This window comes from Pseudomonas sp. S10E 269 (assembly GCF_002798465.1).
GTDB lineage: Bacteria > Pseudomonadota > Gammaproteobacteria > Pseudomonadales > Pseudomonadaceae > Aquipseudomonas > Aquipseudomonas pergaminensis.
In genome coordinates this window covers 1,300,798-1,322,289 of the sequence record NZ_PHIJ01000001.1, presented here as the reverse complement: position 1 = coordinate 1,322,289, position 21,492 = coordinate 1,300,798, and the positions used below count along the sequence as shown (strand labels likewise).

Genomic DNA, 21,492 nt, shown 5'->3' with positions numbered 1-21,492 from the left:
TTTGTGATGAAGTTAGCCATTGTTACCGCCTGCCCGAACGGCATGGTCACCAGTGTGCTGTGCGCTCGCTTGTTGGACGCCGCCGCGCAGCGTCAGGGCTGGAGCACCAGCGTTGAAGTGGTGGATGTGCAGCGCCCGGAACGCCAGTTGTCCCAAGCCACGATCGACGACGCCGAATGGGTGTTGCTGGTCAGCAGCACCCCGGTGGATATGCAGCGGTTTGTCGGCAAGCGTGTGTTCCAGAGCACACCGGCCCAGGCCCTGGCAGATGTCGACGCCGTATTGCGGCGCGGCGCCGAAGAGGCGCAGGTGCATGTCGCCACCGAACACGCGGCCAAAAAAGCGCCGCGTATTGTTGCGATCACCGCTTGCCCGACGGGCGTCGCCCACACCTTCATGGCGGCCGAGGCCTTGCAGCAGACCGCCAAGCGTCTGGGCTACGACTTGCAGGTCGAGACCCAAGGCTCGGTCGGTGCCCGTACACCCTTGAGCTCGCAGGCCATCGCTGATGCAGACGTGGTGTTGCTGGCCGCCGATATTGAAGTCGCCACCGAGCGCTTCGCCGGCAAGAAGATCTACCGTTGCGGCACCGGCATTGCCCTCAAGCAATCCGAAGCCACCCTTAACAAAGCCCTTGCTGAAGGCGCGGTGGAAAGCGCGGCCAGCGGTACCGTGGCCAAGAAGGAAAAAACCGGCGTCTACAAACACCTGCTCACCGGGGTGTCGTTCATGTTGCCGATGGTGGTGGCGGGTGGATTGTTGACCGCCTTGTCATTCATGTTCGGCATCACGGCGTTTGAAGAGCAAGGCACCCTTGCCGCCGCGTTGAAAACGGTGGGTAACCAGGCCTTCATGTTGATGGTGCCGCTGCTGGCGGGCTATATCGCCTACTCCATTGCCGACCGTCCCGCCCTGGCCCCCGGCATGATTGGCGGGCTGCTGGCGACGACCCTGGGTGCAGGCTTCATCGGCGGGATATTCGCCGGTTTCCTCGCCGGCTACTGCGTCAAGTTGATCAGCCGTGCGGTGCAACTGCCGCAGAGCCTGGATGCGCTCAAACCGATCCTGATCATCCCGTTGCTGGCGAGCCTGTTCACCGGCCTTGCGATGATCTATCTGGTCGGGCAGCCGGTGGCGCGGATGCTGGTGGGCCTGACGGGATTCCTCAACACCATGGGCACCGCCAACGCCGTGCTGCTGGGCGTTCTGTTGGGCGGCATGATGTGCGTCGACCTTGGCGGGCCGATCAACAAGGCCGCCTACGCGTTCTCGGTCGGCATGCTCGCCGAGCACAGTGGCGCGCCGATAGCCGCGGTGATGGCCGCGGGCATGGTGCCGCCCATCGGCATGGGCATCGCCACATTCCTGGCGCGCCGCAAGTTCGCCCAGACGGAGCGGGAAGCTGGCAAGGCGGCGATCATTCTCGGGATGGTGTTCATTTCCGAAGGTGCGATTCCCTTTGCGGCCAAAGATCCGCTGCGCGTGATCCCGGCCAGCATCGCCGGTGGCGCGTTGGCCGGTGCCTTGTCGATGTACTTTGGTTGCAAACTGGCAGCGCCCCACGGCGGGCTGGCGGTGCTGGTGATCCCGAATGCGATGAACCATGCGTTGCTGTATTTGCTGGCAATCGTTGCCGGTAGCCTGCTGACGGGGTTGGTGTACGCGCTGATCAAACGCCCCGAAGCGCAAGAGCTGGCCGTCGCCCCTGCCTGACCCTGTAGGAGCCGGCAAGCCGGCTCCTACAGGGAATGGGTGTCATCTGGCTTTCATCCCGACGTGGTTAAGTTTCCCTTTTGATACTCAAGAGGGCACCTGCATGAGCCACTTCGATCTCGGCCGCCGCCGCGTGATGCAAGCCGTCGGCGCCGGCCTGTTGTTGCCGGGCCTGGCCCCGGCAGTGATCGCGTCGGTCAAGGACCGGCCGCAACTCACCGACGGCGTGCAGTCCGGCGACCTGCTCGGCGATCGCGCCATGATCTGGAGCCGCAGCGACCGCCCAGCCCGCATGGTGGTGGAGTGGGACACCCGCAGCGTCTTCAGCAACCCGCGCCGGTTCATCTCGCCCCTGGCCGACAATCGTACCGACCTCACCGCACGCGTCGAACTCACCGGACTGCCCGCCGACCAGGCGATTTTCTATCGCGTGCACTTCGAAGATGCCCAGACCGGCGTCGCCAGTGAACCCTGGTTCGGCCACCTGCGCAGCGTGCCGCAACAGCGCCGCGACATCCGTTTTGTGTGGAGCGGCGACACCGTTGGACAGGGCTTCGGCATCAACCCGGACATCGGCGGCATGCGCATCTACGAAGCCATGCGCCTGCGCCTGCCGGACTTCTTTATCCACAGCGGCGACACCATCTACGCCGACGGCCCGGTGCCGGCGCAACTGACCACCGAAGGCGGGCGCATCTGGCGCAATATCACCACCGAAGCCAAGAGCAAAGTCGCCGAGACCCTGGATGAATATCGCGGCAATTACCGTTACAACCTGATGGATGAAAACGTGCGTCGCTTCAACGCCGAGGTGCCGCAGATCTGGCAATGGGACGACCACGAAGTGGTGAACAACTGGTCGCCGAGCAAGCAACTGGACGAGCGTTACCAGACAAAGGACATCAACACCTTGGTGGGCCGTGCGCGCCAGGCTTGGCTGGAATATTCACCGATGCGCCGGCAGAGCGCCGACGGCGGCGGGCGGATTTATCGCAAGCTCAGCTACGGTCCACTGCTGGATGTGTTCGTGCTGGACATGCGCAGCTATCGCGGGCCCAACGATGACAACCTGGGCGCTGAAAAACCTTTCTTTGGCCGCGAGCAGTTGGATTGGCTCAAGCGTGAACTCAAGGCGTCTCAGGCACAGTGGAAGGTGATCGCCGCCGACATGCCCATCGGCCTCGGCGTGCCCGACGGTGAGGTCAGCCCCGGTGTGGCGCGTTGGGAAGCCATCGCCAACAACGATCCGGGTGCGCCGCAAGGGCGCGAGCTGGAAATTGCCGAGTTGCTGGGCTTTTTAAGGGCGCAGAAGGTGCGCAACCATGTGTGGCTGACGGCCGACGTGCATTACTGCGCAGCGCACCACTATCACCCGGATCGCGCAGCGTTCCAGGATTTCGAACCGTTCTGGGAGTTTGTCGCCGGGCCGTTGAATGCGGGGAGTTTCGGGCCCAACCCGCTGGATAAAACCTTTGGCCCCGAAGTGGTATTCGAGAAGGCTCCGCCGGCACAGAACACCTCGCCGTTCGCGGGTTTTCAGTTTTTTGGCGAAGTGCAGATCGATGCGCAGACAGCGGAGTTGACGGTCATTCTGCGCGACCTGGATGGCGTCTCGGTATTCGAGCAAACGCTACAACCCGCCTAAACCCCGTCCCCTGTAGGCGCCGGCAAGCCGGCGCCTACAGGGGACGGGGGAGGTCAGTAGACATCGCGGCGATAACGCCCTTGCTCGATCAGCCGATCCACCGCCTCTCTGCCGAGTATGTCCACCAGCGCCTGGTCCACCCCAGCCGCCATGCCCTGCAAACTCCCGCACACATAAATCGCCGCGCCTTCCGACAGCCACTTGCGCAGTACATCCGCCGATTCACGCAGGCGATCCTGCACGTAGATTTTCTCTTCCTGATCGCGGGAAAACGCCAGGTCCAGCAACGCCAGGTCACCACTGGCCAGCCAGCCTTGCAGCTCGTCCTGGCACAGGAAGTCGTGCTGGATATTACGTTCGCCGAACAGCAACCAGTTGCGCTGCTGGCCATCGGCAATACGCGCCTTGAGCAAACTGCGCAGGCCGGCCAGGCCGGTGCCGTTGCCCAGCAGGATCAGAGGCACGGGGGCCTCCGGCAGGTGGAAACCACTGTTGCGGCGCAGGCGCAGGCTGATGCTTGAACCGACGGTAGCATGCTCGGTGAGCCAGCCGCTCGCCAGCCCCAGGCTGCCATCGGGGTGGCGCTCCTGGCGCACGATCAATTCGAGTACGCCATCGCTGGCAATCGAGGCGATGGAGTATTCGCGCATGCCCAAAGGCACCAGCGCGTTGACCAGTGCCTGGGCGTGCAGGCCGACCAGATGCGCGCGGTTGTCCGGCAGTTGGCGGGTAGCCAGGGCCTGGTTGAGGGATTGCGCGAGGCCTTCGATCAATACGCCGTCACTGCCGGCCAGGCCCAGGCCTTCGAGGAAATGTTCGATGGCCCAGGGGCAATTGCGTGGCAACACTTCCACCAGGTCGCCGGCTTGCCAGCGTTGGGGCGACGGCGAGGTGAGGCCAAGCAAATAGACATCCGAGCCGGCGCTGTCGCGGTTGAGCAGGGTGCGCTGGCTGAGTGTCCAGTTTTCATACTGGGCGGTTGGCCAGGCGCTGACCGCCGCTTGGCCGGTGAGTTGGCCAAGCTGTTGTTGCCAGTGCAGCAGGGCGCTGGTGTCGCCGCTGTCGACTTCCACCGGGGCGAACAATGCATTGCCACCCTGATGGGTGAGCCAGAAATGCAGGCGCCGCGCGAAGCCGCAGAAGTGTTCGTATTGACGATCACCCAGGGCCAGCACCGAATAGTTCAGGCCCTTGAGGGACAGGTCCTGGCCGAGCACGCTGCGTTCGAACCCCCGGGCGCTGTCGGGGGCTTCGCCGTCGCCGAAGGTGCTGACCACGAACAGCGCGTTTTCCGACTGGCGCAGGTCATCCTGGCTGACGCTGCCCAGGGGTTGCACCTTCACCGGCAGGCCAGCCGCCTGCAATTGCCCAGCCGTTTGCCAGGCAAGCTGCTCGGCAAATCCGCTCTGGCTGGCAAAGCCGATCAGCCACGCTGGCGCATCGCTGTGGTTGGTTGTGAGGCCTTTGCGCGCATCACGCACCTGGCGCTTTTTGCGCCGGCGATCCAGGTACAGCAACCAGCCGGTGATAAAGAACAGCGGCATCAACACCGAGCTGAGCGTGAGGATAATCCGCCCCACCAGGCCGAAATAACTGCCGGTGTGCAGTGCGTAGACGCTGGTCAGCAGTTTGGAACCAAGGCTCTTGTTCGCATACTGGTCGTGGGATTTGACCTCTCCGGTGGCCGGGTCCAGGTTGATCTGGTTGAGTGCGCGGTCATGGGGCGAGTTTTCCAGCAGGTAGTAGACGGTTGCCGGTTGCCCCGCGACGGCGGGCATGCGGATGTTGTAGGCGTTCAAGCCGGGGCCGGCGTTGCTGTAGATACTGCTCCAGATCGCGTCGTAGTTGGCCACGGGCGCCGCACCCTCGGGTGCCGGGCCGCGCTTGCGCACCCGTTCGTTGTGCGGGGCGTCGGACAGCAGTTTGGTCAGGCCCTGGCTGTACCAGTCGTAGGACCAATACAAACCGGTCAGCGCCGACAACAGGTAGGCCAGCAGGCACCAGGTGCCGACTACCGAGTGCAGGTCCCAGTTGAAGGCACGGCCTTTCTTGCGCCAGTCCAGCGTCAGCCAGGCCCGCCAGCTCGCCACTTGGCGCGGCCAGCGCAGGTACAGGCCGGAGAGGCAGAAGAACACCAGGATCAGCGTGCAGGCACCGGTGATGTTGCGCCCGGTATCGCCCATCACCAGGAAACGGTGAAATTGCAGCAGGAAACCGAAGACGTCCTGGCCGACCACGTCGCCCATGTAGTCGCCGGTGTAGGGATCGAAATAGCGCAACTGGCCACGGCGCTCGCCGGGCGGCGGGGTGAAGAACACGCGTGCAGCGTTGCCGCTTTCGCTCTCGACGAACAGCATGGCCACGGTCTGGCCTTCGGTGGCCTCCAGCTTGCGCACCAGCTCGGCGGGCGGCAGTACGCCGGCGTCGCGTTTTTGCACGGTCAATACGCTCGGGTTGAGCGCGCGCAGTATTTCATCCTGAAACGAGACCGCAGCCCCGGTGATCCCCATCAAGGCCAGCACCAGCCCGGCGGTAATGCCGAAGAACCAGTGCAACTGGAACAGGGTTTTCTTCAACACGTCTGACCGCCTCGTCTATCTGGATATGTAGGGCACGGCGCGCATTATGCCGTGGCTTTTCGAGAAACTTTCTGTTTTACACGCAAAAGCCCCACGCATCCGATGCGTGGGGCTATTTGCTGCGTGGCGTTGCTGTTTAGAAGTGGAAATTGGTGGAGAACAGGGCTGTCCGACCGGCCGCCTGGTTGGCGAAATGGGTCGAGAAGGCCTTGTCGTAGTAAGTCTTGTCCGTCAGGTTTTGCACGTTCAATTGCAGGTCGACGTTCTTGGTCAGTTTGTAGCTGGCCATGGCGTCGTAGCGGGTGTAGGACGGTACATAAACAGTGTTGCCGGCATCGCCGTAGACCTGGTCCACATAGAACGCGCCGCCACCGATGGTGAGCTTGGAGGTGACGTCGTAAGTGGTCCACAGGCTGAAGGTGTTCTTCGGCGTGTTGGGCATTTGATTGCCTTTGTTCGAACCCGAACTGACCACGCCGTTGCGACCGTTCAGGCCGGATTTGACCAGTTCGCTGTCGAGGTAGCTGTAGCCGGCGAACACCTGCCATTGGTCGGTGATCTTGCCGCTGGCGGACAATTCCAGGCCGTCGACCTGGGACTCACCTGCGTTCTGATAGGTCAGCGCATCGACCAGGATGCGCGTGTTTTTCTTCTCGGTACGGAACACCGCGGCGGTCAGGGACAGGCGATCGTGGAACAGGTCCCATTTGGTGCCCAGCTCGTAGTTGACGGTTTCTTCCGGCTGCAGGTCGCTGGTGGCGGCACCGGCTGACAATGGGTTGCCGTCCGACCCTTCACCGACCAGGCCGCCGGCAGGCGTTGCCGAGGTGGCGTAGGACGCGTAGACGCTGGCGTTTTCCACAGGCTTCCAGACCAGGCCGGCCTGCCAATTGAAGAATTGGCTGTCTTCTTTGATTTTGCTACGGCCTGTGGCGGAATCGGTGTTGGCAACGGTGTCAAAGGTGTCATAGCGCAGGCCGACGTTCAGCAGCCATTTCGGGTCCAGCTCAATGGTGTCGAATACATAGGCGCCACGGCTGGTGGCCTTGGTGGCGGTGCCGTAGTAGTTGCGTGCGATGCTGCCGGTCCAGGCGTCATCCGGGTTCGGGTTGCTCAGGGAGGTGCACTGGCCGCCCAGGCTGCCTTTGGCCACGGTGCAGATCGGGTTGGCGTTGGGGCTGATGGTGTAGCTGCTCACGCGGGTTTCTTCGCCGGTGAACTCCAGGCCGGTGGAATAGCTGTGCTTGAAGCCCAACGCCTGGAAGCTGCCGAACAAGTCCGTCTGGTTGGTGGTGGTCGTTGTGGTCGAGACCCGGCTGTTGGCGCGGCGCCACACGGTGCCGAACCGGTTGACGTTGAGTTTGCTGTCATCCGGTTGCGTCAGGATGTAGTCCTGGCCAGTGCTGCCGTGACGCAGGGTGTTTTTCAGCGTCATGGTGTCGTTCAGGTCGTGCTCGATGGAGAACGTGCTGATATCGGCGCGGGTCTTGCGGAAGTCACGGTCCTTGAGGCCGTAGAAGTTGTTGCTGTCGCCGCCGTCGTTGGGTTTGTCATGCACGTGGGCAGTCGCGGTCGACGAGCCGTAGCCGTACGGAATCCCCGAATCCGGCAGGTCATTGCTTTCCAGGTGGTAGTAGCTGAGGTTGACGCGGGTGGGGGTGCCCAGGCCAAAGGTCAGCGACGGTGCCACGCCCCAGCGGTCGTAATTGATCGCGTCGCGACCGGCCACGTTCTGTTCGTGGCTCATCAGGTTCAGGCGGAACGCGGCGCTGTCGTCGAGGAACTGGCGGTTCACGTCGAGCACGTAGCGGCGGGTCTGGTCGGAACCGTAGGTGAAGCCGCCATTGGTGAAGTCCCGTGCTTGTGGGGTCTTGCTCACCAGGTTGAGGCTGCCACCGGCCGAGCCGCGACCGCCGAACGAAGAGTTCGGGCCCTTGCTCACTTCAATCGATTCGATGTCGAAAATCTCGCGGCTCTGGCCGCCCGTGTCGCGCACGCCGTCCAGGTAGGTGTCGCCTTGGGCGTCAAAACCACGGATGAACGGACGGTCGCCCTGGGGGTTGCCGCCTTCACCGGCGCCGAACGTAATGCCCGGGACGGTGCGCAAGGCATCCTGCAGCGAAGTGGCGGCGGTGTCCTTAAGCACTTGTTGCGGCACCACGGTGACGGAGCGCGGCGTGTCGACCAGCGGCGCGGTGTATTTCTGCGACGAAGCTTTTTCGACCTGGTAGGAGGTGTTGTCCTGCTCTTCCCCGGTGATGCTGGTGGCGCCCAGGGAGATGCTGTTGCGCTGGCCTTTTTGTTCAGTGTCTTCGGCCGCTTGCGCCAGGTGGGCGACAGAGCTGGCGCTGAGGGCCACGCCGATGGCCGAGGCCAGCATGCGAGGTGAACTGGCAGGTATTTTTGTAATGGTGCGCGACATGACGTGTCCTTTCCCCAAGGATGTGAGGCCGCGGAATATAGGGTGAACAAGACTTTCTATCAATTGCGATACATTGCTAATTGCATTGAATTTACATTCTTTACACTTTTTGCTTACGGTTTTTACGAACTCGTTCGTCTGCCACGTTTTACAGAGCGGATAAGAATCAATACCATTGACGCCTCTCCGAATTCAGGTTGCCCCATGCTGCTGCACATTCCCGGCCTGTTCTCTCGTGAGGAGGTGCAGCGCATTCGCCAGGCTTTGGAAAACACCGACTGGGCCGACGGCAAAATCACCGCCGGGCACCAGTCCGCCAAGGCCAAGCACAACCTGCAATTGCCCGAGGGCCACCCGCTGGCCAAGGAAATCGGCGCGGCGATGCTCGAACGGTTGTGGAAAAACCCGCTGTTTATGTCAGCGGCGTTACCGCATAAAGTCTTCCCGCCATTGCTCAATTGCTACACGGCCGGTGGCAGCTTCGACTTCCACATCGACAATGCCGTGCGCCAGGCGCGTGGCAGCCATGAGCGGGTGCGCACCGACCTGTCGTCCACGCTGTTCTTCAGCGATCCGGACGAATACGACGGCGGCGAACTGGAGATCCAGGACACCTTCGGCCTGCAGCGCGTGAAGTTGCCAGCCGGCGACCTGGTGCTGTACCCCGGCTCCAGCCTGCATAAAGTCAATGCTGTCACCCGTGGCGCACGCTATGCCTCGTTCTTCTGGACCCAGAGCCTGGTGCGCGAAGACAGCCAGCGCACCCTGCTGTTCGAAATGGACGGCGCGATCCAGCAACTGAGCGCCGACGTGCCCGACCACCCCGCGCTGATCCAGCTCACCGGCACCTACCACAACCTGTTGCGCCGCTGGGTCGAGGTCTGACGTGGGTTTTTTGTTACGTCGTGAAGAAGTACTCAACGTCGAACAACTCCAATCCATGCTCGACGACTCCCCGGTGCGTGCAGCCCAGGCCATCCTGATCGCGGCCAAGGCAGGCGTGGTGGATGCCCAGGCGCTGCTCGGCCAAATCCTGCTGGAAGGGCGTGGCATTGAGCGCGATGAAGCCTTGGCGCTGCGCTGGTTCCAGATTGCGGCGCAGGGCGGTCACCTGATGGCGCGCAATATGACTGGGCGCTGTTTGGAACATGGCTGGGGGTGTGCGGCGGATGAAGTGGCAGCGGCGCGCAATTACCGTTTGGCCGCCGAGGCCGGGTTGGATTGGGCGCAATACAACTACGCCAATCTGCTGGCGACCGGGCGTGGTATTGCCCAAGACCAGCAACTAGCGCTGAGCCTATATCGCCAGGCAGCGGAACAAGGCCATGCCAAGTCGATGAACCTGTTGGGCCGTTATCTGGAAGACGGACAATGCTGCCCAAGAGATTTGGATGCCGCCGTGGATTGGTATCGACGCTCCGCCGAAGCCGGGGATTTTCGCGGGCAGTTCAGCTATGCGGCGGTGTTGGCTGACAGAGGTCAAATCGAAGCGGCGCTGGAGTGGTTGCGAGAGGCGTTGGCGGGCGGGAATTTGAAGTTTCTGCGCACGGCGCAGAAGGCGTTGGAGGCGGCAGACAATGCGCAAATCCGCGCGATGGCCGAACTATACAAAGGTCGCGCTATGCACCTAAACCCGTAGGAGCCGGCTTGCCGGCGATGGCGATCTTAAGGACGCCATCGCCGGCAAGCCGGCTCCTACAAAGATTGATCGTTCCCGGGCGGGATGATCAGACGTAGAACGATTTCAGTGGCGGAAAGCCATTGAACTCTACCGCGCTGTAGCTGGTGGTGTAAGCACCGGTCGACAACCAGTACAAGCGGTCACCAATCGCCAGGTTCAGCGGCAGGCCGTACTTGTAGTTCTCGTACATGATGTCGGCGCTGTCGCAGGTCGGGCCGGCGATGACCACTTCTTCCATCTCGCCTTTCTTCTCGGTCCAGATCGGGAACTTGATGGCTTCGTCCATGGTTTCGATCAGGCCGGAGAACTTGCCCACATCCGTGTACACCCAACGCTCGACGGCGGTACGGGATTTACGCGCCACCAGCACCACTTCGCTGACCAGGATACCGGCGTTGGCAATCAACGAACGGCCCGGCTCCAGAATGATTTCCGGCAGGTCGTCGCCGAAATCTTCCTTGAGGAAGCGGATGATTTCTTCAGCGTAGGTTTCCAGGCTGTTAGTGCGGGTGATGTAGTTGGCCGGGAAGCCGCCACCCATGTTGATCAGCTTGAGGTGAATGCCGTCTTCTTCCTTCAGGCGCTCGAAGATCACTTTGACCTTGGCGATCGCCGCGTCCCACACGCTGATGTCGCGCTGCTGCGAGCCCACGTGGAACGAGATGCCGTACGGCACAAGGCCCAGGTCACGGGCGAGGATCAGCAGGTCCATGGCCATGTCGGTCTGGCAGCCGAATTTGCGCGACAAAGGCCAGTCAGCCGTGGTCGAGCCTTCGGTGAGGATACGCACATACACTTTCGAACCCGGCGCGGCCTTGGCGATGTTGCGCAAGTCGGCTTCGGAGTCGGTGGAGAACAGGCGCACGCCCTTCTCGTAGAAGTAGCGGATGTCCTTGGATTTCTTGATGGTGTTGCCGTAGCTGATACGGTCGGCGCTGACGCCACGGTCCATGACCTTGTCCAGCTCGTAGATCGAGGCGATGTCGAAGCTCGAACCCTTGTCTTTCAACAGGTCGATGATCTCGACAGCCGGGTTGGCCTTGACTGCGTAATAGACCTTGGCGAATTCGAAACCGGCGCGCAGGTCATCGTAGGCCTGGCTGATCATCGCGGTGTCGATCACCACGAACGGGGTTTCTTGCTTGTCGGCGAACGCCTTCATTTTGTCAAAAGTGGCGCGCGCGAAATAATCTTCGACGTTGATCGACATGCTGGGAACTCCTAAGGGCAAACTGTATTGATCAATGGGTGCAAATGAACGTCCTCCGTATCCCCACTTTGGTTCGCCTACTTCCCAAGGCATGTCGCCGAAAGCAAAAAGGCCATGGGAATAACCGCTTCCCTTGGCCTTGCTGTCTCGTCGTCAGTACTTGAGCCGGATGGATCGTTTCCAGCATGGACGTTCGGCGCGAACTTTAGGACGTGAGGGGCCATAGATCAACTAAAAATGTCGCGTTTTTGCACGCGTTCGTCGCGGAGCCACGTGCAGCTACTTATGTAACCGACAGGTGTGACGGAATGATGTTCCCCGGAGGGGGCAATTTGAGGTGTTTCAGGCACTCTGAAGATCCAATGTGGGAGCGGGCTTGCTCGCGAAGGCGGTGTTTCAGCCAATGCATCCGTTGACTGACACTCCGCCTTCGCGAGCAAGCCCGCTCCCACATGTTGAACGCGGCGCGTCAGGTCATGCGAGCGCCGTCTCGGCAGGGGAGACGATGCTGGTCTTGCCCCCACGCGACTTACCAGAGCTCAGGTACTCGGCAATCGACTCCTGGGTCACTTCCCCGAGGAACACCCGCTCCGCATCCATCACCGGCAACCACGAGCGGTTGAACTCGTACATGCGCGACAGCAGGATGCGCAAATGCTCGTCGTACGCCGCCGTGGCGTTGAACTGGCGCAGATACTGGCCGCAGGTGCCGGTCTGACGGTGCAGGTCGCGACGTCGTACATACCCCAGCGCCTTGTTCTCGGAACAGGTGACCACCACGTAGCGGCGGTCGGTTTCGTCCATCAGTTCCAGGGCATCGGCCACCGGGGTCTCCGGGCTCACCGACGGGGCGTTGTCTGCCGCGTCTTCGGCTTTCACCAGCAGCAGGCGCTTGAGGGTGCTGTCCTGGCCCACGAAATTGCTGACGAACTCGTCGGCCGGGTGCGCCAGCAGGGTGTCCGGATGGTCGATCTGCAGCAGCTTGCCGGCGCGGAAGATGGCGATCTTGTCACCCAGCTTGATGGCTTCGTCGATGTCGTGGCTGACCATGATCACGGTCTTGTTCAGCGCGCGTTGCATCTCGAAGAATTCGTTCTGGATCATCTCGCGGTTGATCGGGTCGACCGCGCCGAACGGTTCGTCCATCAGCAGCAACGGCGCATCGGCCGCCAGTGCACGGATCACGCCGATACGCTGTTGCTGGCCACCGGACAGCTCACGCGGGTAGCGATGCAGGTACTGCTTGGGCTCCAGCTTGATCATGCTCATCAACTCGCGGGCGCGGTCATGGCATTTCTGTTTGTCCCAGCCAAGCAGCTTGGGCACCACCACGATGTTTTCCTCGATGGTCATGTTGGGGAACAGGCCGATCTGCTGGATCACGTAGCCGATGTTGCGACGCAGGGTCACTTCATCGAGGTCGGTGGTGTCTTCGCCGTTGATCAGGATCTTGCCCGAGGTGGGCTTGATCAGGCGGTTGATCATCTTCAGCGTGGTGCTCTTGCCGCAGCCCGACGGGCCGAGGAATACGCAAATCTCGCCTTCGTTGACGGTCAGGCTTACGTCGTTCACGGCAGAGACAGTCTTGCCGTTGCTTTGAAAAGTCTTGGTCAGGTTTTGAAGTTCGATCATTTGAGCAGTCCTTTTGGAGTCAGCGAGCGTTGCAGCCATTGCAGAAGCAGGTCGGCGAAGATGGCCAGGAGACTGACCAGCACGGCGCCAACGATCAGCATCGACATGTCGCTGCGGCTGATGGAAGCCAGAATAAGTACACCCAGGCCACCGGCGCCGATGGTGGCGGCGATGGTCATCACACCAATGTTCATCACCACGGCGGTGCGCACGCCGGCGAGGATCACTGGCACGGCGATGGGCAGTTCGACCATGCGCAGGCGCTGGCCGAAGGTCATGCCGATGCCGCGTGCGGCTTCGCGAATGCCCGGCTCGACGCCAGTGAGGGCGAGGTAGGTGTTACGCATGATCGGCAGCAGGGAGTAGAGGAACACGGCGGTGATCGCCGGCATCGGCCCCAGGCCCTGGCCGAACTTGGAATAGAACGGCAGCAGCAGGCCGAACAGCGCGATGGACGGCACGGTCAGCAACACCGTGGCGCTGGCCTGCAATGGGCCGGCGAGGGTCGGGAAGCGCGTCATCAGAATGCCCAGGGGCACACCGATAAAAATCGCCAGCAGCACGGCGATGCCGACCAGGGTGATGTGCTGCCAGGTCAGGTGCAGGACTTGGGCCCAATCAAGATGGGAAAAGGCGTTCAGGAATTCCATGTCTTCTCCTCTTATTGATTGATGGGATGTTGGCGCAGGAAATCGGCGGCAACAGCGGATGGGCTTTCATGGTCGACGTCGACGCGCGCGTTCAGTTGGCGCATGGTTTCGTCGTCGAACAGTTCGGCCAGCGGTTTGAGTTCAGCCGCGAGGGTTGGATGCTGGTCGAGGTATTCCTGGCGGATCACCGGTGCGGCGGTGTAGTCCGGGAAGTAGTGCTTGTCGTCTTCCAGCAGCTTCAATTTGAAGGCGTTCAGGCGACCGTCGGTGGTGTAGACCAAACCGGCAAACACTTGGCCGTTACGCAGGGCGGTGTAGACCAGGCCGGCGTCCATCTGCCGGGTGTTTTTGCGCGTGAGGTTCATGTCATACAGCTTGACCATGCCGCCCATGCCGTCGGAACGGTTGGCGAACTCGGTGTCCAGGGCCACCAGGCGTGTGCCTTTGGTTTTCTCTGCCAGGGCTTGGGTCAGGTCGCTGATGCTATTGATCTGCGGGAACTCCTTGGCCACATTCTCGGGCAGGGCCAGGGCGTAGGTGTTGCTGAAGCGCGACGGTGAGAGCCAGACCAGGCCTTTTTTCGCGTCGAGTTCTTTCACCCGAGCGTAGGACTGTTCGCTGTCGAGTTTCTCGTCGACATGGTTGTAGGCCACCAGCGACACGCCGGTGTATTCCCAGATGAGATCCAGTTGCCCGCTCTCCTGGGCACTGCGTGCCAGGTTGCTGCCCAGGCCGCCGGTCACACGGGCGTCATAGCCCTTGGTACGCAGGTACTGGGACGTGATTTCGGCCAGCAGGGTCTGTTCGGTGAACACCCGGGCGCCGATGCGGATCACAGGTTTTTCGGCAGCTTGCGCAATACCTGCAAGCAGCAGGACGCAGCTCAATATCAGGGTCAGTCTTTTCATGTGATTTCCTTTGCCAAGCCTTAAGACGGACGCAACCCGCGTTCCAGCCAGAGGCGGCTGGCCATGGTCACCAGACCGTCGAGCAGCAATGCCAGCAACGCGGTGCACGCGGCGCCAAGCAGCAATTGCGGCTGGTTGTTCAGGGCGATGCCGGGGAAGATCAGGCTGCCCAGGCTGTTGGCGCCGATCAGGAAGGCCAGCGGGGCGGTCCCCACGTTGATCGCCAGGGCCACGCGCACACCGCCGATGATGATCGGCACGGCGTTGGGCAATTCCACGCGAAACAGCACCTGGCGCGGCGTCATGCCGATGCCGGTGGCGGCTTCTTTCAGTGAGCCTTGAACGTTTTTGAGGCCTTCGTAGGTGTTGCGCACAATGGGCAGCAACGAGGCGAGGAACAGCGCGAAGATGGCCGGGCCGCTGCCGATGCCAAGGACGCCGAGGGCGATGGCCAGTACGGCCAGGGGAGGGACGGTGTTGCCGATGTTGAAGATCTGCATGAAGCGTTCTGCACGCCCGACCATGTTCGGTCGGCTGAGCAGGATACCGGCGGGGATGCCCACAATCAGGGCGGCCAGCATGGAGACAAGAACGAGGATCAGATGAGCTTGCAGGTAAAACAACAAATCGTCGCGGTACAGTTCGATCGTGTTGATGCCGATCCAGTGGACCAGCAGGGCCAAGAGGGCGACGACAACCGCTCCTCCTATTAGCCCTTTGCCATAGCGAATAGCCACAGGCGGACTCCTTTTTTCTTTTGTCGGCGAACACATTTCCGAGCGGCAATGCCATTCCTGGCTGTCGGCGAATGAGTTCGCGAAAAGCAGCTCGCCGATACCGGCAACGCGGTATGCGATCGAGCCATGAGCGCAGCCTCGTCAGGCTAACTTGCTGATTTATCAGCCCCTGTTCCGAGTGCGGCAGCAGGGGAGTGGACGTCTCTACCTTTTAAAAGGTTCCACACTTGGCAGCAATTAGCCACCCCCAATCGGGTGAACGGTGGTCCGGCCCCTGGGGTTTGCGCTATACTCGCCGCCCTTTTTTGACTCACCTGCCAGGCGATTTCCCATGACCCACCAGGCCGCCGAAGTCGCGAAACGCCGCACTTTCGCCATTATTTCCCACCCCGATGCCGGTAAAACCACCATCACCGAGAAGCTCTTGCTGATGGGCAAGGCAATCGCGGTGGCCGGCACGGTGAAATCCCGCAAATCCGACCGCCATGCCACCTCCGACTGGATGGAAATGGAAAAACAACGGGGTATCTCCATTACCACGTCGGTCATGCAATTCCCGTATCGCGACCACATGGTCAACCTGCTCGATACCCCGGGCCACGAAGACTTCTCCGAAGACACCTACCGCACCCTGACCGCGGTGGACTCGGCGCTGATGGTCCTCGACGGCGGTAAAGGCGTCGAGCCTCGCACCATCGCGCTGATGGACGTGTGCCGTCTGCGTGATACGCCGATCGTCAGCTTCATCAACAAACTCGACCGCGACATCCGCGACCCGATCGAACTGTTGGACGAAATCGAAGCCGTCCTGAAGATCAAGGCCGCGCCGATCACCTGGCCGATTGGTTGCTATCGCGACTTCAAGGGCGTGTACCACTTGGCTGACGACTACATCATTGTCTACACCGCCGGCCACGGTCACGAGCGCACCGAAACCAAGATCATCGAGAAACTTGACTCCGACGAAGCCCGCGCCCACCTGGGTGACGAGTACGACCGCTTTGTCGATCAGCTGGAACTGGTGCAGGGCGCCTGTCATGAGTTCAACCAGCAGGAGTTCCTCGACGGCCAACTGACCCCGGTGTTCTTCGGGACCGCCCTGGGCAACTTCGGTGTCGACCATGTACTCGACGCCGTTGTCGACTGGGCGCCCAAGCCTCTGGCCCGTGTTGCCAACGAGCGCACCGTGGAACCGGTCGAAGAGAAATTCACCGGCTTCGTGTTCAAGATCCAAGCGAACATGGACCCAAAACACCGCGACCGTATCGCCTTCATGCGCATCTGCTCCGGCAAATACGAAAAAGGCATGAAGATGCGCCATGTGCGTACCGGCAAGGACGTGCGCATCGGCGACGCCTTGACGTTCTTCTCCTCCGAGCGTGAACAACTCGAAGAAGCCTACGCCGGCGACATCATCGGCCTGCACAACCACGGCACCATCCAGATCGGCGACACCTTCACCGAAGGCGAAGCGCTGGGCTTTACCGGTATCCCGCACTTCGCCCCGGAACTGTTCCGCCGCGTGCGTCTGCGTGACCCGCTCAAGTCCAAGCAACTGCGCCAGGGCCTGCAGCAACTGGCGGAAGAGGGCGCCACCCAGGTGTTCTTCCCCGAGCGCAGCAACGACATCATCCTCGGCGCCGTCGGCGTGCTGCAGTTCGACGTGGTCGCCAGCCGCCTTAAAGAGGAATACAAGGTCGAATGCTCCTACGAGCCAATCACCGTGTACTCCGCGCGTTGGATCGAGTGCAGCGATAAGAAGAAGTTGGAAGAGTTCTCCAACAAAGCCGTGGAAAACCTCGCGGTGGACGGCGGCGGTCACCTGACCTACCTGGCGCCGACCCGGGTCAACCTGGCGCTGATGGAAGAGCGCTGGCCAGATGTGAAATTCCGCGCGACCCGCGAGCACCACTAAGGTCCAAGCGGTCGATAAAGGGCGAAGCTGTAATGGCTTCGCCCTTTTTCATGCTCGCCACAAACCCAACCAGTAGGAGCCGGCAAGCCGGCTCCTACTGAATTGGCGCTAACCCCGTATCCGGTCTAGCGTTCACATATTTCACCGATTCACCGACGGAATAGGAGTTCCTGATGCGTTTAACTCGATGCGCCATTCAACTGGTGCTGCTTGGCGTCTTGGGGTTGTCTGCCTCCTGGGCGTTGGCGGGTGCAGGCACCCCCCAGTGGAAGGACACTGGACCGGTCACCAAGCGCAAACAGAACGAGGTCAACTCTGGCAGCTGGCAGCCCCAGGCCCAGCCGGCGCCGAAGGAGGATGCAGAAAACCCTTACAACGAGGGCGAAGACAGCGAAACCTACGATGATGGCGATACCTGAGGCGTAATTGGCGCAAACCCAGGATCGGAACTAGCTTAATCCACAGCGACGGTCGTACGCCGCCGCACGTGATTCACTGACTGGACGGAAATCGACCATGACTATCTTTCAACGTGTAGTGCTGTTGCTGAAAGTGTTGGTGATGTTATCCCTGGGCATCTCGTCCGCATGGGCCAGTGCGGCTGTGCAGAGCCAGGCGCCGGGCTTTGTGGCGGCGAAGACGGTGCAGGCCGGTGGTTTGCAACTGGCCAAGAGCGAGTCGGAACCCGGTGACGAAGATCAGGGCGGCTCAAAGGATGATGACGACCAGCAAGCGCCGCCAGATGACGATGACACTGAAGGTGACAGCGACACCTGATACGTCTGGGCCCCCCTGCCTGTAATGTCCGCGATCGTTCCCGCGCTCTGCGTGGGAACGCATTCTTTGACGCTCCCCATTACCTTTGATTGCTGAGCCGACCTGTCAGGTTTGACAGTAGACGGCCGGCGCTCGTCTCCTTATTTTTCAGGTGTCTTTATCCAGGGGCCGATCAATGCCTGAAACAGGAGAGCACCATGAAAAACAACGCGACGGGACGGTTTAAATGGAAAGTGGGAGCTCAGGCCTTTGAATCGACCGATCTGGGTTTTGTGGCTGATGACCAAAGCGAGGATTTCGTGGTTCAAGCCCGTTCCACTGCAAGCGATGGTGTAGATGTAGAGCTGACGCTTTATATTCCAGAACGAGACCCGCAACGTAAAAAATACACCTACGGTTCCCATGACGAGTATCAAGCCTCGGTTCATTACACTGTCGGCGGTCGACCTAATAGTTGGCAGGGCGGCTACGTGGTTCGGGAAGCGGCGGACTTTTCTTCCAGCGATCCGGGCATTTGGCGCGTTAAGCTCATTTTTGGGATTGAGGTTGCCCTGAACGGCGGTGTTATTTCGATAAAGGGCGAGGGCGACGTCAAGGGGGCTGCTCCCTGGGGTAAAACCCTGCGCAAGCGTTTTCCATCCAAGCCCAAAAGAAAACCCCTCCCGCCAGGCTGATGCGCAACCTGATGGGAAGGGCTGTAGAACACATGCAATGCCCTGGGCTTAGTCACCCAGGGCATTTTTGTTGCGGTGTCACGCCACAAATTGCTCCGCGTAATGGCAAGCCACCTGGCGGTTATCCAGCGGCCGCAACTGCGGCTCCTCGGTGCTGCACCGTGCGGTCGCATACGGGCAGCGCTTGTGGAACGCGCAGCCAGGCGGTGGGTTCAGTGGGTTGGGCAACTCGCCGACAATCTTGATCTTCGGCTTGTTCGGGTCCGGGTGGATGGTCGGGGTGGCCGACAACAGCGCCTGGGTGTACGGGTGCAGGGGACGCGCGTAGATGTCCTCCTTGGGGCCCACTTCCACCGGGCGACCGAGGTACATCACCATCACATCATCGGCAACATGCTGGACCACCGCCAGGTTGTGGGAGATGAACACGTAGGCCGTGTTGAATTCTTGCTGCAGGTCCATGAACAGGTTGAGCACCTGGGCCTGGATCGACACGTCCAGTGCGGAGGTGGGTTCATCCGCCACCAGCACTTTGGGTTGCAGCATCATGGCGCGGGCCAGGGCGATGCGCTGGCGCTGACCACCGGAGAACATGTGCGGGTAGCGCTGATAATGCTCGGGGCGCAGGCCCACTTGCTTCATCATCGCCTGCACTTTCTCACGGCGTTCGGCGGCGGACAGGTTGGTGTTGATCAACAGCGGCTCGCCCAGTTGATCACCGACTTTCTGCCGAGGGTTGAGCGAGGCGTACGGGCTCTGGAACACCATCTGCACGTCTTTGCGCAATTGCTTGCGCTGGGCCTTGTCGGCGCCGGCGACTTCCTGGCCGGCGATTTTCAAGGAGCCGGAGGACGGCTCTTCAATCAAGGTGAGCGCACGGGCCAGGGTGGATTTGCCGCAACCCGACTCGCCGACGACAGCGAGGGTCTTGCCGGCTTCCAACTCAAAGGACACGCCATTGAGGGCACGCACCGTGGCGTGGCCCTTGAACAGGCCACGGGACACTTCATAGTGACGGGTCAGGTCGCGGGCGGTAAGAACGACGGCCATTACGCCACCTCCTGGTTCAAGGGGTAGAAGCAGCGCGCGAGGCTGTTGCTTTTCGGGTCAAGGCCGGGGCGCTGGGTACGGCAGTTTTCCTGCACGTACGGGCAGCGCGGCGACAGCAGGCAACCCTGCGGACGGTCATAACGACCGGGCACGATACCCGGCAGCGTAGCCAGGCGCGTGGCGCCGAGGCTGTGCTCGGGGATCGCCTTGAGCAGGGCTTCGCTGTACGGGTGCGCCGGAATGTCGAACAGTTGCGGCACCTGGCCGACTTCCACGGCTTGGCCGGCGTACATCACACACACACGCTGGGCGGTTTCGGCCACGACCGCGAGGTCGTGGGTGATCAGCACCAGGCCCATGTTCTGCTCTTTCTGCAGGGCCAGCAGCAGGTCCATGATCTGCGCTTGAATGGTGACGTCCAGCGCGGTGGTCGGTTCGTCGGCAATCAGCAGCTTTGGCTCGCCGGCAATCGCCATGGCGATGGCCACACGCTGGCTCATGCCGCCGGACAGTTGGTGCGGGTAGGCATCCATACGGCTGGCAGCGCCTGGGATTTCAACCTTTTCCAACAGCTCGATGGCCCGCTTGCGCGCTTGCTTGCCGGACATTTTCAGGTGCAGGCGCAGCACTTCTTCAATCTGGAAACCCACGGTGTAGCTGGGGTTCAGCGCGGTCATCGGGTCCTGGAACACCATCGCCAGGTCTTTGCCGACGATCTGGCGGCGCTGGCGGCTGCTCAACTTGAGCATGTCCTTGCCGTCGAAGTTCAGGGCATCGGCGGTGACGATGCCGGGGTGCTCGATCAGGCCCATCAGCGCCATCATGGTCACGGATTTACCCGAGCCCGACTCGCCAACGATTGCCAGTACTTCGCCTTTGTCGACGGAAATGTCGAGGCCATCGACCACCGGCACGGCGGTCTTGTCGCCGAAGCGGACATTGAGATTCTTGATTTCTAACAGTGACATGGGAATCTCCTCAGGCGGCGTTCTTGAGTTTCGGGTCCAGCGCGTCGCGCAGGCCGTCACCCATCAAGTTGATTGCCAGCACGCTGAGCAAAATAGTCAAACCAGGCAGGCTCACCACCCACCAGGCGCGTTCGATGTAGTCACGGGCCGAAGCCAGCATGGTGCCCCACTCCGGGGTTGGCGGTTGTACGCCAAGGCCCAGGAAGCCCAGGGCCGCGGCGTCGAGGATCGCCGAGGAGAAGCTCAGGGTGGCCTGGACGATCAGCGGCGCCATGCAGTTAGGCAGCACGGTGATGAACATCAGGCGTGGCAGGCCGGCGCCGGCGAGGCGGGCGGCAGTCACATAGTCGCGGTTCAGTTCGCCCATCACCGCCGCGCGGGTCAGGCGGACGTAGGACGGCAGCGACACGATGGCGATGGCGATCACGGTGTTGATCAGGCCAGGGCCGAGGATCGCGACAATGGCGACAGCCAGCAGCAGCGACGGCAGGGCCAGCATGATGTCCATCAGTCGCATGATGGTCGGGCCGAGCAGGCGCGGGAAGAACCCGGCGAACAGACCCAGCAGGATCCCCGGGATCAGCGACATCACGACCGACGACAAGCCGATCAGCAAGGACAGGCGCGAGCCCTGGATCAGGCGCGAGAGCAGGTCACGGCCCAGTTCATCGGTGCCGAGCAGGAACTGCATCTGCCCGCCTTCCAGCCAAGCCGGCGGGGTCAGCAGGAAGTCGCGGTACTGCTCGCTTGGGTTATGCGGTGCAACCCACGGGGCAAAGATCGCGCAGAACACGATCAGCAACATGAACAGCAGGCCGGCAACCGCGCCTTTGTTCTTGGAGAAGGCTTGCCAGAATTCTTTGTACGGGGACGGGTACAGCAGGCTTTGATCGACTGCTGACACTTGAGTAGGTGTGGTCATGGTCATGAT

The 21,492-nt window shown here is 61.4% G+C and carries 18 protein-coding genes; 8 read left to right on the top strand and 10 right to left on the bottom strand.

The annotated features are described in order from the left end of the window. Positions 1-6: 6 nt before the first annotated feature. Both CWC48_RS06210 and CWC48_RS06205 read left to right on the top strand, forming a co-directional pair. Positions 7-1,713 carry a PTS fructose-like transporter subunit IIB gene (locus CWC48_RS06210; protein ID WP_100491502.1) on the top strand — a complete coding sequence of 569 codons (1,707 nt, stop codon included), beginning with the start codon at positions 7-9 and terminating at the stop codon, positions 1,711-1,713. A gap of 103 nt (positions 1,714-1,816) precedes the next feature. Next, complete coding sequence (locus CWC48_RS06205; RefSeq protein ID WP_100491501.1) at positions 1,817-3,358, top strand: alkaline phosphatase; 1,542 nt, start codon at positions 1,817-1,819, stop codon at positions 3,356-3,358. A 53-nt stretch (positions 3,359-3,411) separates the two neighbouring features. On the opposite strand, the gene CWC48_RS06200 is transcribed toward CWC48_RS06205, so the two are convergent. Further along, on the bottom strand, positions 3,412-5,937 hold the full coding sequence (locus CWC48_RS06200; protein WP_099494026.1) for a sulfite reductase flavoprotein subunit alpha: 2,526 nt from the start codon (positions 5,935-5,937) through the stop codon (positions 3,412-3,414). 136 nt (positions 5,938-6,073) lie between these two features. After that, entirely contained in the window at positions 6,074-8,359 is a 2,286-nt protein-coding gene (locus tag CWC48_RS06195; protein WP_100491500.1) for a TonB-dependent siderophore receptor, read from the bottom strand. A gap of 204 nt (positions 8,360-8,563) precedes the next feature. Between CWC48_RS06195 and CWC48_RS06190 the strand changes: the two genes are divergently transcribed. Both CWC48_RS06190 and CWC48_RS06185 read left to right on the top strand, forming a co-directional pair. Continuing rightward, positions 8,564-9,244, top strand: a complete 681-nt coding sequence (locus CWC48_RS06190; RefSeq protein ID WP_100491499.1) for a Fe2+-dependent dioxygenase — start codon at positions 8,564-8,566, stop codon at positions 9,242-9,244. 1 nt (position 9,245) lies between these two features. Next, complete coding sequence (locus CWC48_RS06185) at positions 9,246-9,998, top strand: tetratricopeptide repeat protein (protein WP_100491498.1); 753 nt, start codon at positions 9,246-9,248, stop codon at positions 9,996-9,998. Between the two features lie 88 nt (positions 9,999-10,086). Here the strand turns inward: CWC48_RS06185 and CWC48_RS06180 are convergent, their stop codons facing one another. The 5 genes from CWC48_RS06180 to CWC48_RS06155 all read right to left on the bottom strand — a co-directional run bounded on the left by CWC48_RS06180 (position 10,087) and on the right by CWC48_RS06155 (position 15,213). Continuing rightward, a complete protein-coding gene (locus CWC48_RS06180; protein WP_014716890.1) occupies positions 10,087-11,250 on the bottom strand; it encodes a type III PLP-dependent enzyme in 1,164 nt (387 codons plus the stop codon). Between the two features lie 474 nt (positions 11,251-11,724). Next, on the bottom strand, positions 11,725-12,882 hold the full coding sequence (locus CWC48_RS06170; RefSeq protein ID WP_078046845.1) for a betaine/proline/choline family ABC transporter ATP-binding protein: 1,158 nt from the start codon (positions 12,880-12,882) through the stop codon (positions 11,725-11,727). Then, on the bottom strand, positions 12,879-13,532 hold the full coding sequence (locus CWC48_RS06165; protein ID WP_065900622.1) for an ABC transporter permease: 654 nt from the start codon (positions 13,530-13,532) through the stop codon (positions 12,879-12,881). Before CWC48_RS06165 ends, CWC48_RS06170 begins: the two co-directional genes overlap by 4 nt. Positions 13,533-13,543: 11 nt before the next feature. After that, positions 13,544-14,440, bottom strand: coding sequence for a glycine betaine ABC transporter substrate-binding protein (locus tag CWC48_RS06160; protein ID WP_100491497.1), 897 nt, complete (start codon positions 14,438-14,440; stop codon positions 13,544-13,546). Positions 14,441-14,460: 20 nt separating this feature from the next. After that, a complete protein-coding gene (locus CWC48_RS06155; protein ID WP_234454787.1) occupies positions 14,461-15,213 on the bottom strand; it encodes an ABC transporter permease in 753 nt (250 codons plus the stop codon). A gap of 295 nt (positions 15,214-15,508) precedes the next feature. Between CWC48_RS06155 and CWC48_RS06150 the strand changes: the two genes are divergently transcribed. From CWC48_RS06150 to CWC48_RS06135, 4 genes are all read left to right on the top strand, one after another. Further along, positions 15,509-17,092 (top strand): peptide chain release factor 3, encoded by a 1,584-nt coding sequence (locus CWC48_RS06150; RefSeq protein WP_078046847.1) that lies wholly within the window; start codon positions 15,509-15,511, stop codon positions 17,090-17,092. A gap of 173 nt (positions 17,093-17,265) precedes the next feature. Beyond that, positions 17,266-17,511 carry a hypothetical protein gene (locus tag CWC48_RS06145; protein WP_078046851.1) on the top strand — a complete coding sequence of 82 codons (246 nt, stop codon included), beginning with the start codon at positions 17,266-17,268 and terminating at the stop codon, positions 17,509-17,511. Between the two features lie 97 nt (positions 17,512-17,608). Beyond that, on the top strand, positions 17,609-17,869 hold the full coding sequence (locus tag CWC48_RS06140) for a hypothetical protein (protein WP_078046852.1): 261 nt from the start codon (positions 17,609-17,611) through the stop codon (positions 17,867-17,869). A gap of 197 nt (positions 17,870-18,066) precedes the next feature. Beyond that, entirely contained in the window at positions 18,067-18,543 is a 477-nt protein-coding gene (locus CWC48_RS06135) for a hypothetical protein (protein WP_100491496.1), read from the top strand. A 78-nt stretch (positions 18,544-18,621) separates the two neighbouring features. Here CWC48_RS06135 and CWC48_RS06130 read toward each other — a convergent pair whose 3' ends face one another. From CWC48_RS06130 to CWC48_RS06120, 3 genes are read right to left on the bottom strand one after another with little or no spacing between them, the layout of a single operon-like run. Further along, positions 18,622-19,593: a peptide ABC transporter ATP-binding protein gene (locus CWC48_RS06130; protein ID WP_078046854.1), complete on the bottom strand. Its 972-nt coding sequence runs from the start codon at positions 19,591-19,593 to the stop codon at positions 18,622-18,624. Then, a complete protein-coding gene (locus CWC48_RS06125; RefSeq protein WP_078046855.1) occupies positions 19,593-20,561 on the bottom strand; it encodes an ABC transporter ATP-binding protein in 969 nt (322 codons plus the stop codon). Before CWC48_RS06125 ends, CWC48_RS06130 begins: the two co-directional genes overlap by 1 nt. 10 nt (positions 20,562-20,571) lie before the next feature. Then, positions 20,572-21,483 carry an ABC transporter permease subunit gene (locus CWC48_RS06120; protein ID WP_003188486.1) on the bottom strand — a complete coding sequence of 304 codons (912 nt, stop codon included), beginning with the start codon at positions 21,481-21,483 and terminating at the stop codon, positions 20,572-20,574. Between the last annotated feature and the right edge of the window lie 9 nt (positions 21,484-21,492).

Bases quoted from the DNA above. Each gene is read 5' to 3' on its own strand.
- CWC48_RS06210 (WP_100491502.1), top strand. From the start codon at position 7: ATGAAGTTAGCCATTGTTACCGCCTGCCCGAACGGCATGGTCACCAGT.
- CWC48_RS06205 (WP_100491501.1), top strand. From the start codon at position 1,817: ATGAGCCACTTCGATCTCGGCCGCCGCCGCGTGATGCAAGCCGTCGGC.
- CWC48_RS06195 (WP_100491500.1), bottom strand. From the start codon at position 8,359: ATGTCGCGCACCATTACAAAAATACCTGCCAGTTCACCTCGCATGCTG.
- CWC48_RS06190 (WP_100491499.1), top strand. From the start codon at position 8,564: ATGCTGCTGCACATTCCCGGCCTGTTCTCTCGTGAGGAGGTGCAGCGC.
- CWC48_RS06180 (WP_014716890.1), bottom strand. From the start codon at position 11,250: ATGTCGATCAACGTCGAAGATTATTTCGCGCGCGCCACTTTTGACAAA.
- CWC48_RS06170 (WP_078046845.1), bottom strand. From the start codon at position 12,882: ATGATCGAACTTCAAAACCTGACCAAGACTTTTCAAAGCAACGGCAAG.
- CWC48_RS06165 (WP_065900622.1), bottom strand. From the start codon at position 13,532: ATGGAATTCCTGAACGCCTTTTCCCATCTTGATTGGGCCCAAGTCCTG.
- CWC48_RS06160 (WP_100491497.1), bottom strand. From the start codon at position 14,440: ATGAAAAGACTGACCCTGATATTGAGCTGCGTCCTGCTGCTTGCAGGT.
- CWC48_RS06155 (WP_234454787.1), bottom strand. From the start codon at position 15,213: ATGTGTTCGCCGACAAAAGAAAAAAGGAGTCCGCCTGTGGCTATTCGC.
- CWC48_RS06150 (WP_078046847.1), top strand. From the start codon at position 15,509: ATGACCCACCAGGCCGCCGAAGTCGCGAAACGCCGCACTTTCGCCATT.
- CWC48_RS06145 (WP_078046851.1), top strand. From the start codon at position 17,266: ATGCGTTTAACTCGATGCGCCATTCAACTGGTGCTGCTTGGCGTCTTG.
- CWC48_RS06140 (WP_078046852.1), top strand. From the start codon at position 17,609: ATGACTATCTTTCAACGTGTAGTGCTGTTGCTGAAAGTGTTGGTGATG.
- CWC48_RS06135 (WP_100491496.1), top strand. From the start codon at position 18,067: ATGAAAAACAACGCGACGGGACGGTTTAAATGGAAAGTGGGAGCTCAG.
- CWC48_RS06130 (WP_078046854.1), bottom strand. From the start codon at position 19,593: ATGGCCGTCGTTCTTACCGCCCGCGACCTGACCCGTCACTATGAAGTG.
- CWC48_RS06125 (WP_078046855.1), bottom strand. From the start codon at position 20,561: ATGTCACTGTTAGAAATCAAGAATCTCAATGTCCGCTTCGGCGACAAG.
- CWC48_RS06120 (WP_003188486.1), bottom strand. From the start codon at position 21,483: ATGACCACACCTACTCAAGTGTCAGCAGTCGATCAAAGCCTGCTGTAC.